This window comes from Micromonospora sp. MP36 (genome assembly GCF_008119785.1).
Taxonomy (GTDB): Bacteria; Actinomycetota; Actinomycetes; order Mycobacteriales; family Micromonosporaceae; genus Micromonospora.
On the sequence record NZ_VSFA01000187.1, the window covers coordinates 1 to 7775 of the forward strand.

General features: G+C 68.5%; 8 protein-coding genes and 3 pseudogenes. 8 read left to right on the plus strand and 3 right to left on the minus strand.

Going from position 1 to position 7775, the window contains the following annotated elements; translation table 11 throughout:
* Positions 1 to 523: 523 nt before the first annotated feature.
* A complete protein-coding gene (locus FXF52_RS42265; RefSeq protein WP_187414004.1) occupies positions 524 to 970 on the minus strand; it encodes an integrase in 447 nt (148 codons plus the stop codon).
* Between the two features lie 305 nt (positions 971 to 1275).
* Between FXF52_RS42265 and FXF52_RS42270 the strand changes: the two genes are divergently transcribed.
* The 4 genes from FXF52_RS42270 (at position 1276) to FXF52_RS39685 (ending at position 3058) form a co-directional block, all read left to right on the plus strand.
* Positions 1276 to 1431 (plus strand): hypothetical protein, encoded by a 156-nt coding sequence (locus FXF52_RS42270; RefSeq protein WP_187414005.1) that lies wholly within the window; start codon positions 1276 to 1278, stop codon positions 1429 to 1431.
* Between the two features lie 202 nt (positions 1432 to 1633).
* A complete protein-coding gene (locus FXF52_RS39675; RefSeq protein ID WP_148804794.1) occupies positions 1634 to 2098 on the plus strand; it encodes a hypothetical protein in 465 nt (154 codons plus the stop codon).
* On the plus strand, positions 2085 to 2747 hold the full coding sequence (locus tag FXF52_RS39680) for a DUF3995 domain-containing protein (RefSeq protein WP_222870934.1): 663 nt from the start codon (positions 2085 to 2087) through the stop codon (positions 2745 to 2747). Before FXF52_RS39675 ends, FXF52_RS39680 begins: the two co-directional genes overlap by 14 nt.
* Positions 2744 to 3058: a hypothetical protein gene (locus FXF52_RS39685; protein WP_148804795.1), complete on the plus strand. Its 315-nt coding sequence runs from the start codon at positions 2744 to 2746 to the stop codon at positions 3056 to 3058. Before FXF52_RS39680 ends, FXF52_RS39685 begins: the two co-directional genes overlap by 4 nt.
* A gap of 12 nt (positions 3059 to 3070) precedes the next feature.
* Here the strand turns inward: FXF52_RS39685 and FXF52_RS44350 are convergent.
* Positions 3071 to 3430, minus strand: a pseudogene (locus tag FXF52_RS44350) (transposase); the annotation flags it as partial.
* A complete protein-coding gene (locus FXF52_RS39695; protein WP_148804796.1) occupies positions 3349 to 5265 on the minus strand; it encodes an NAD(P)-binding protein in 1917 nt (638 codons plus the stop codon). The pseudogene FXF52_RS44350 and the gene FXF52_RS39695, both read right to left, overlap by 82 nt.
* 433 nt (positions 5266 to 5698) lie before the next feature.
* Here FXF52_RS39695 and FXF52_RS43705 point away from each other — a divergent pair.
* The 4 genes and pseudogenes from FXF52_RS43705 to FXF52_RS39710 form a co-directional block, all read left to right on the plus strand.
* Positions 5699 to 6067, plus strand: a pseudogene (locus tag FXF52_RS43705) (transposase); the annotation flags it as partial.
* 539 nt (positions 6068 to 6606) lie between these two features.
* Positions 6607 to 6786, plus strand: a complete 180-nt coding sequence (locus FXF52_RS43710; RefSeq protein WP_255472868.1) for a hypothetical protein — start codon at positions 6607 to 6609, stop codon at positions 6784 to 6786.
* 126 nt (positions 6787 to 6912) lie between these two features.
* Positions 6913 to 7380 (plus strand): hypothetical protein, encoded by a 468-nt coding sequence (locus tag FXF52_RS39705; RefSeq protein WP_148804797.1) that lies wholly within the window; start codon positions 6913 to 6915, stop codon positions 7378 to 7380.
* A pseudogene (locus tag FXF52_RS39710) lies at positions 7377 to 7775 on the plus strand (hypothetical protein); the annotation flags it as partial. The gene FXF52_RS39705 and the pseudogene FXF52_RS39710, both read left to right, overlap by 4 nt.

The window sequence follows — 7775 nt, forward strand, 5'->3', positions numbered from 1 at the left end:
ATCGGAAGCAGCCGCAGTAACGCGAACACGTTCGTCACACCGAGATAGGCCAGTCGAAGTAGCACAGCCGATCATCATGCCCCGGGTGGGAGAGGCGGTCGGGAGACGAACCGAATCCTGCGACCGCCATCATGATCCTTTTGCAGCTGATCCCACTTGGCCGGATGAGGTTTTCGGCACCTGCAGCGTCCCGGGGTTGCTCGATGTGGGACTTGGGCGGTCAGGTCGATGTTGGCCCGGCCGACGAAGGCGACGTCAACGGCGCCTCTGGGAGTTCTCTGGTCGGTCATGTCGTCTGCGGGGATGCGGCCAGCGCAGCGTGCAGGTCCGCCACGCCCGGCTCTGCGGGGAATGCCCTCGTGAGGTGGCTGCCGACGGCGGCGAGGAGGAGACTGGTACAACACCGCCCGGCTCCACCGGAGCCGTACCACCAAGCGAGTACGAATCGATGTTCTACGCTCAAGCCCAGCCCCAACCGCAGGCTGCAGCCAACACCTGACGTCTCTACAGAACCCGGGGCGGTTCAGGTGACGCGGCCGGCGATGTGTGGGAAGCCGAGTTGGACGGTGCCCTGGTGGGTGGCGAGTTCGTCGAGTTGGGCCAGTTTCTGTTGGGCGCCGGCCAGGCTGACCTGAAGTCCGTCGACTTCTCCGAGCCAGCCCTCCCGCCGGGCCTCGTCGATGCGAGCGAGGAGGTTGTTGCGGATCTCCTCGAGCCGGTGGCGGCTGGCGGGGTCAGGCCGCAGGAGTGGGCAACGTAGGCATGAGTGTTCGTGGATGCATGGGGTGGCGTAGGAGCGTCCGCAAGCGCCGAGTGCGACCTTGCGGCGTTCGAAGTGGCCGAGGAATTCTTGCCATTCCTCGTCGGTGGGCGTCCGGTATTCTTCGCTTGGCCGCAGCGCGCGACGCCGGGCGATGAAGGCTCGGTGGCCGTTGATGACCTCTTCGGGGTAGACGGCCTTGTATCCCATGGTGGTGTTGATGTCGCGGTGACCGGCGACGAGTTGCGATGTGCGGCGGCATGCCGTGCAGGACGGCGTCGGTGATGAACATCCTGCGGAAGTCGTGCGGGGTGAACCGTAGCGGCCGGCCGGTGTTGGCGGTGATTCCGCTGCCCTCCAGCACCCGGAAGAGCCAGTCGCGCAGGGTGCCGGCGGGGGATGGCTCGGCTGTCCATTGCGAACCGGCGTTGGAACAGCAGCGGTAGGGGCGGGTTCCACCGATGCTCGTGGGGGTGTAGGAACTCACGCATGGCGCCATCCGGGGTGCGGATGCGGTGGATGACCGCGGCGAGGACGTCGGCCAGTTCTGGGCTGACTACGAGCAGTCGTTCGGCATCGGTCCTGGACGGGGCGATCTGCAGCAGCGGGATGAGTTCACGGTTGGTTGGCAGGGTGTACTGGACCAGGCTGTGGTGGCTCAGTTCGGGTAGTTCCTCGATGCGGATGCCGGCGTGGCGCAGCGTCTCGACTGCGGCCCAAGGCCGACCGGGGCAAGCAAGGCATGAAACGCTCATCAATGGCCGAGGGCTACGGAATCCCCCTGGGCCACGTGTTGGGTTCCCTACAGCGGGGGATGGGCTTACCCCGTTTTCGGGAGCCGGGGCCCGGTCCGCGGTGCCTAGCGTTGCAGCCATGGATTATTCCGAGCGCCCGCGCCGCTGGCCCGCGTACGCCATGGCCGTGCTGTTTCTCGGCTATGCCGCCGGGAAGGCCGTCTTCGCCCTGCACGCCCAGCTCGGGTTTCCAGGCGGCCCGCCGGTGTCTGCCGCCGAGGCCGAACGCTACGCCCGCGACTTCATGGCACCGGCCACTGCGCAGTGGCTCGCGACCGCGTCCGGCGTGGTCGGTGCCGGCCTCGCCCTCGCCACCGTCACGCGGCTGGGACGACGGGTGCCGCGAGCCCTGATGCTGCTGATGTTGGCCGGGATGTTCCTGGCCGTGGCGGGCGGCGCCGGAATCATGATCGCGGACGGTTTCGTCGGCATCGGAGTCGGCTGGCGGTGGTACCACGGAGTTCTCGGGCTCGTGGTGATCGGGCTGCAGGTCGCGATGTTCCAGTCCTACATGACCGTGACGAGGCGACGTGGCGCGAACTGACCGGGCGCGGATCGGCGGTTACGCGGCGGCGGCCTGTGCGATCACGTACGGGTCGATGAAGCTCGCCCAGGCGCTGGGGGCGAACGCGCTGGCCGACCGGGATCCGCTCCCGCCGGCGCTACGTGGCCGGCTGCTCGCGCGGGATCCGTTGTTCGTCGCGAGCCACTGGGTGCTGGCCAGCGCCGCAGCGATCGGCGTACTCGTCGCGCTGGCCACCGTCCGCCCCTGGGGGGCGGCCGTCCCGCGTCGGCTGCTGCTCGCCGTCACCTGGGCGTTGGGCGGCTTCATGATCGCCCGAGCGATCGGGGTCCTGGGGTTCGGCTTCGTCGGCGACGCGCTGCTGTTGACCGGGGTACGCCCGCCACCGGTCGAGCATGCCGAGTTGGCGCGCACCCTGGCCCGCTGGGACCTGCTGCTCTGGTACCAGCCAGATGGCCGCGCCCAGTCATTCCTAAAGGACCCTGCCCATGCCGAAAACCTCATCCGCGCAGGCCAGGCGGCCTTTCGGTCGCCGGCGCCGTGGTTGTCACGGCGGCATTATTGCGCACCAGGCTTCGGGCCCCCGTCCGTCGGAGCTCGGCCGGTTTCTCTGGCAGCCGGGCAGCCACAAAAAATTAACCTGATGCACGACGCGGAGCGTCCAAGGTGACGTCGTTGCGCTGGTGGGTCGCGTCGCCGGAACAGGTGGACGAAGCTGTTGCCCAGGTGGTCGCCGACCTGACGGCCTATGGTGAGCCGTTCCTGGTCGGCAACCAGACGTTGCCGAAGGTGATCCAAACCCTGCTCGGACGGCCGAAATCGCAGGTCGAGTATGGAACTCTGGCCGTCTGTCTGGGCGGTGTCGTGCGACTTACCCGAGGCCCGCGCCATGCCGGCGAAGTTCGGTGCGGTCCGCCAGGGATTCGCGAGAGCATGACCGAGACATCCATCCACAACTCTACAGAGCGGTTCGGCAACTAGGGATCCAGCCTGTCATGGAAGCCAGATGATCGCGGCGATGAGGACGAGGCTGGCCCGGTAGAGCGACGCCCCCTTGGCGTCGCGGGTGGCCAGGTCACGCCACTGCTTGAGCCGGTTGAAGCACCGTTCCACCACGTTGCGCTCTGTAGACCGTCCGGTCGAAGGCGGGTGGTCGTCCGCCGGCGCGGCAGGCGACTTGGTCGCTGCGTTCCGGATGACGTGCCGGATCCCGCGGGCGCGCTGACCGGGCCCAGCGGGATACGGCCGTATCCCGCAGGGCCCGGGTGGGCTCAGCCGAGTTCGGAGACGGCTCGGGCGGCCTCGTCGATCGCAGCGTGGGTGTATCCGAACGCCTGCGCGTCCGAGTTGGCGATCGTGATGTTGCCGAGCGGGACGCGGGCTCTCGCGAACGGCTGGTTCTGGAGCGGCTCGAAGATCGCCGGGTCGGCGATCGAGTTGTACTCGTAGGCGTAGCCGTGGGACCACCGGTTCACCGTGATCGCACGGATGTCGCGCTTGGCGACAAACCCGCTCTCCCCAAGCGCCCGTTGGAGCAGGTCGCGGATGTCCCGCTCGAAGTCGGCGAAGGACACCTGAAGTAGCTGGCGGCGTCCCGCTTTGTGCTGCTCCCTCGTGATCCGCAGCCCGGGCTGGTTTGGCGTCTTCGAGAAGTTCACGACGATCGGCTGCTGAGGGTTACGGGCGGACTGGTACCCGCCCTGGTGGGTCGGGGTGACGAGACCGCAGCTATCCCAGAAGTGCCCGTAGGGGGTGATCCGGGAGACCCCGGCGTGGGCCCACGCCTTCCAGTTCCCGATGGCAACCCGGGCGTAGACGAGCGGCACCTTGGTGCCGTAGCGCATGGCCGCGACCTGGTCGGCCGGCAGTCCCTCGATGATGTAGGACGAGACGCTGTTCCAACACGCCATGACGACGTGTCGGGCGCTGACCTCGTAGGCCTGCTTGCCGTTGACGTAGGTCACGTCGACGTCGCCGGAGGTGCCGTTGCGGTGGCGCACGCGGGTTGCCATCGAGCCCAGGCGGATCCGGACGGCGTTGCCCGGCTGGTCGAGCTGCGCGTAGTTGGCGTGCGCGGTGATGATGCTCGACATCGTCTGGCCCGGCGCGAAGACCCGGGGGACGAGACGCGAGACGAGGAGCCGTGAGACGGTCGCACCGCCGTCGGGGAAGTAGTAGAGCTCCTCGTCCGTCGTCGTCAGCGACATCGCGGGGGTCCGTCCGATTCCAGGGTACGGTTCGGGCGTGAGCCCCAGGCCGCCGAAGCCGGGGTAGCCGACACCCCAGCAGTCGCCTGCCGGAACCGCCTCGATTCCCGCACCCCAGAGACCGTGCGGCCGCTTCTGGTAATAGACGAGGGCCTCGTCGCCGACACCGATGTATTGCTGGAGGTACTCCTTGTACGTCATCCGCGCGAGGTGCTGCTTCTTCTCCGCGTCGGTCATCCCCGCCAGGTAGTCGACGTCGGCCTTCTCGACCTTGAGGATGTCGGCCCGGGCCTGCTCCGACAGGGGCAGGTGGGAGACGAGCGAGGCTACCGGCTCGCCGGGGGCGCGCCGCAGGAAGGTGTCGGTGCCGAAATGCTCCTCGGGGAAGAAGTACCCCTGCGTCAGCCCCGTGCGCTCGTAGAACCCGGTGTCAACGCCCTCGGCGAGCTCGGCGAAGTCGATCCCGAGGTCGTCCATCAGGCCGCGCGAGGCCGGGTTCCACGTGTCCGGGCTGTCGAGGTTCACCATCCCGCCGTTGCTCAGCAGCATCCGACCGTCGACCGTGAACTCATTGCGGTGCTGGTGGCCGCCGAAGTCGCCGAGCGCCTCGAGGACGAGGATCCGCGAGTTCGGGCCGTGAGCCTTGCGGTAGAAGTGGGCTGCCGCGAGACCGCTGACGCCGCCCCCGACGACGACGAGGTCGTAGACCTCACGGAGGCGACGCGGTCGGCCGAAGTTGGCACCCCCGAAGGTCGCGCCGTGACCGGCGGCACGGGCAGCGTCGGTCTGGCCGACCAGCCCGGTCTGGGCGGGAGGTGTGGATCGGGGCAGGGGTGTGGCGGACCCGCGCGACGACGCGTGCGCGGTGCCGGGTATCGCGGTCAGGGCGGCAGCACCCGCCGCGATGAGCGCGCCGTTGAGCAGGTCCCGGCGGCGGATGGCGGTGCTCATCCCCAACTCTTCGTCGGACAGCTTTGCCATATGAGCTCCTTTTGCAAGAGAGGGCGCCTCGCACGTTAGTGACGTGCTTCACTTTCGTCAACGGAAGACGTTGCCCTGCGCGGATTTGACCGATCCGATCGTCATCGACAGGCTGAGCGAGCAACGAAATCCGTAGGTTCGGTATAGGCGGGGTCCCTTGGCGCCGTCGCCGCAGCGGCACCGCTGATGGCACTACCTTCTTTCGTCATCGGGAGCCTTCGAGGAACGCTTTCGCCGCTTGTCCCGTGAGGACTGATGTGAGACGGCGTCCTCGGGGGCGACCGGGGCAGGCCTGACGCCTGGGAGGGTGTTGCCCCGTGAGGGCTGGTCCATCAGCACGGCACCGTGCCTGCACCGACCGTGACCGGTGATATGCGGGAGGGAGGCGGAAGTGCTGGCTGTCGGGCTGGACTGGGCCGAGAGCTACCACGATATGGCGTTGGGCCGGCCGGGTAAGGGGGTGATTGAACAGTTCCGTATTGAGCACGGCCCGGCTGGTGTTGAGCGCCTCGTCGTGCGGTGTCTGACGTTGGAGCCGGACCCGGCCGAGGTGCGGGTGGTCCTCGAGACGCGGCACGGGCTGCTGGTCGAGGCGCTGCTGGATGCCGGTTTTACCGTGTTGCCGGTCAACCCGGATCTGGTGGCCCGCCGCCGCGGCCCAGCGCGGAAGAAAGACGACGCTGAGGACGCCCGCATCTGCTGCCTGCTGGCTCTCGATCAGTACGCCGAGCTGCGCAAACTCGTCCCACATGGCGAACTCGGCGCGGAGCTGCGGTCGATTGCCCGCGACGACGAACGAGCTGCCCGCGACGAACGCCGCCTCGGTAACCGGCTGCGCGCCGATTTGCTTGCGGTGTTTCCCGCTGCGGTCGACATCGCCGCCGGTGACCTCGGTGCTGCCGTTTTCCTCAAGCTGCTCGAACGCTGGCCCAGCGCCGAGGAGTTGGCCACCGCCAGCCGTGACGAGGTCGAGGCCCTGGCCCGCGCCGCCCGACACGGCTGGCCCGACCGGTTCGCTGACCGGGTCACCGCCGCCCTGGCCCAGCCCCGGCTGCCAGTTCGCCCGGAGCTGGCCCGCGCCAAGGCCGGCAGCATCCGCCTGGCCGCCGCCCAACTGCTCCTGCTGCGTCAGCAGCGACAAGCCTGGCACCGACGCATGGGCGAGATCCTGCTCGGCGGAGCACGCCACGGCCGGACCCGCCAGCCGAAGGACCCCCAGCCGGGGAACACGTTCCCTGGCGGCGAGATTTACCTGAGCATGCCTGGCCTGGGTGATCGTCTCGCCGCCAGGGTCGCCGGAGAAATCGGCGAACTATCGAGCAATTCACCAGCCCGAACGCGCTGCAATGCTACGCCGGCACCGCCCCGGTCACCCGACGATCCGGACGCAGCGAGTACGTCGTGGCTCGCCGCCTGGCCCACAACCGCTACCTCGGTGGCCTCGGCACCGACCTGGTCGACGAAGCGGGACTCTGCTTAGCGTTGGTTTTTGCTGGAAGCTACGGGCGGGCCGAATGGTGAACGGCTGGCGGTCGTCGGCCGTTCGGCCATGACCTGTTTCGTGCCAGTCAGGTGTTGCCCTAGCCGCTCATATTGGATACATCAGGATATGTCGTTGCGTGTGGGCGAGGAGGGGCCGCCTTGGATGTGGGCTGGCTGGAGCAGTTGGGTATGACCGGCGCGGCAGCGCTGGTGCAGGCGGCCGCGACGGAGGTGTGGCAGCTGGCTCGCTCGGGGTTCACCCGGCTGTTCGGCGGTGGCGACCGCGAGCGTGAAGCCGTCGCCGAACGGCGGCTGGATGCCCTGGCCGCCGAGGTGGAACAGGCCCCATCGTCGCAGCGTGACCAGGTACGCCAGCGACTGCTGCCGGCCTGGCAGACCCGCCTGGCCGATCTGATCGAGGAAGACCCGGCCGCCGCTGACGCCCTGCAAGCCCTGCGCAACGAGGTACTGGCGCGGCTGCCCGCCCCGCAGCAGCAGTGGGTGCAGAACATCACGGCCTCCGCCTCGGGCGCCACCGCCCAGGGAGTAATGTTCGGCAACATCATCAACCACCCGAACCCCCCGGCCGAGGAAGCGGGCGGTCCGGCGGCCGGTGAGGTATCGCCGCGGTGAGCATCGAGCCGGGCAGCCAGATCCACCAACATGTCACTGCGGTCGCCGGTACCGCCTATGGGGTGATCGGCGCTGATCTGCATGTCTTCGGCGACGGCACACCACTGTACCTGCTTGAGGAGCACCGCCCTTCTGCCGTTCCCGACCGGGCGTGGCTGCGAGAGTTGCCGTCCCGGATGCTCAACGCCGGCGCTGGCGTGGTCGCGTTCACCGGCCGTAACCATGAACGCGACGAACTGCACGCCTGGCGCGAGGCGGGGCCACGGTTAGCGGTGCGGTGGCTGCACGCCCCGGGTGGGCAGGGCAAGACCCGCCTAGCCGATCACATCGCCGCGCAAGCCGCCGCCGACGGCTGGAAGGTCGTCGTGGCGGTGCCACACGTTGGCACACCACAG

Excerpts from the sequence above, each read along its gene's own strand:
- FXF52_RS39695 (WP_148804796.1), bottom strand. The coding sequence starts at position 5,265 with ATGGCAAAGCTGTCCGACGAAGAGTTGGGGATGAGCACCGCCATCCGC.
- FXF52_RS39675 (WP_148804794.1), top strand. The coding sequence starts at position 1,634 with ATGGATTATTCCGAGCGCCCGCGCCGCTGGCCCGCGTACGCCATGGCC.
- FXF52_RS42265 (WP_187414004.1), bottom strand. The coding sequence starts at position 970 with ATGGGATACAAGGCCGTCTACCCCGAAGAGGTCATCAACGGCCACCGA.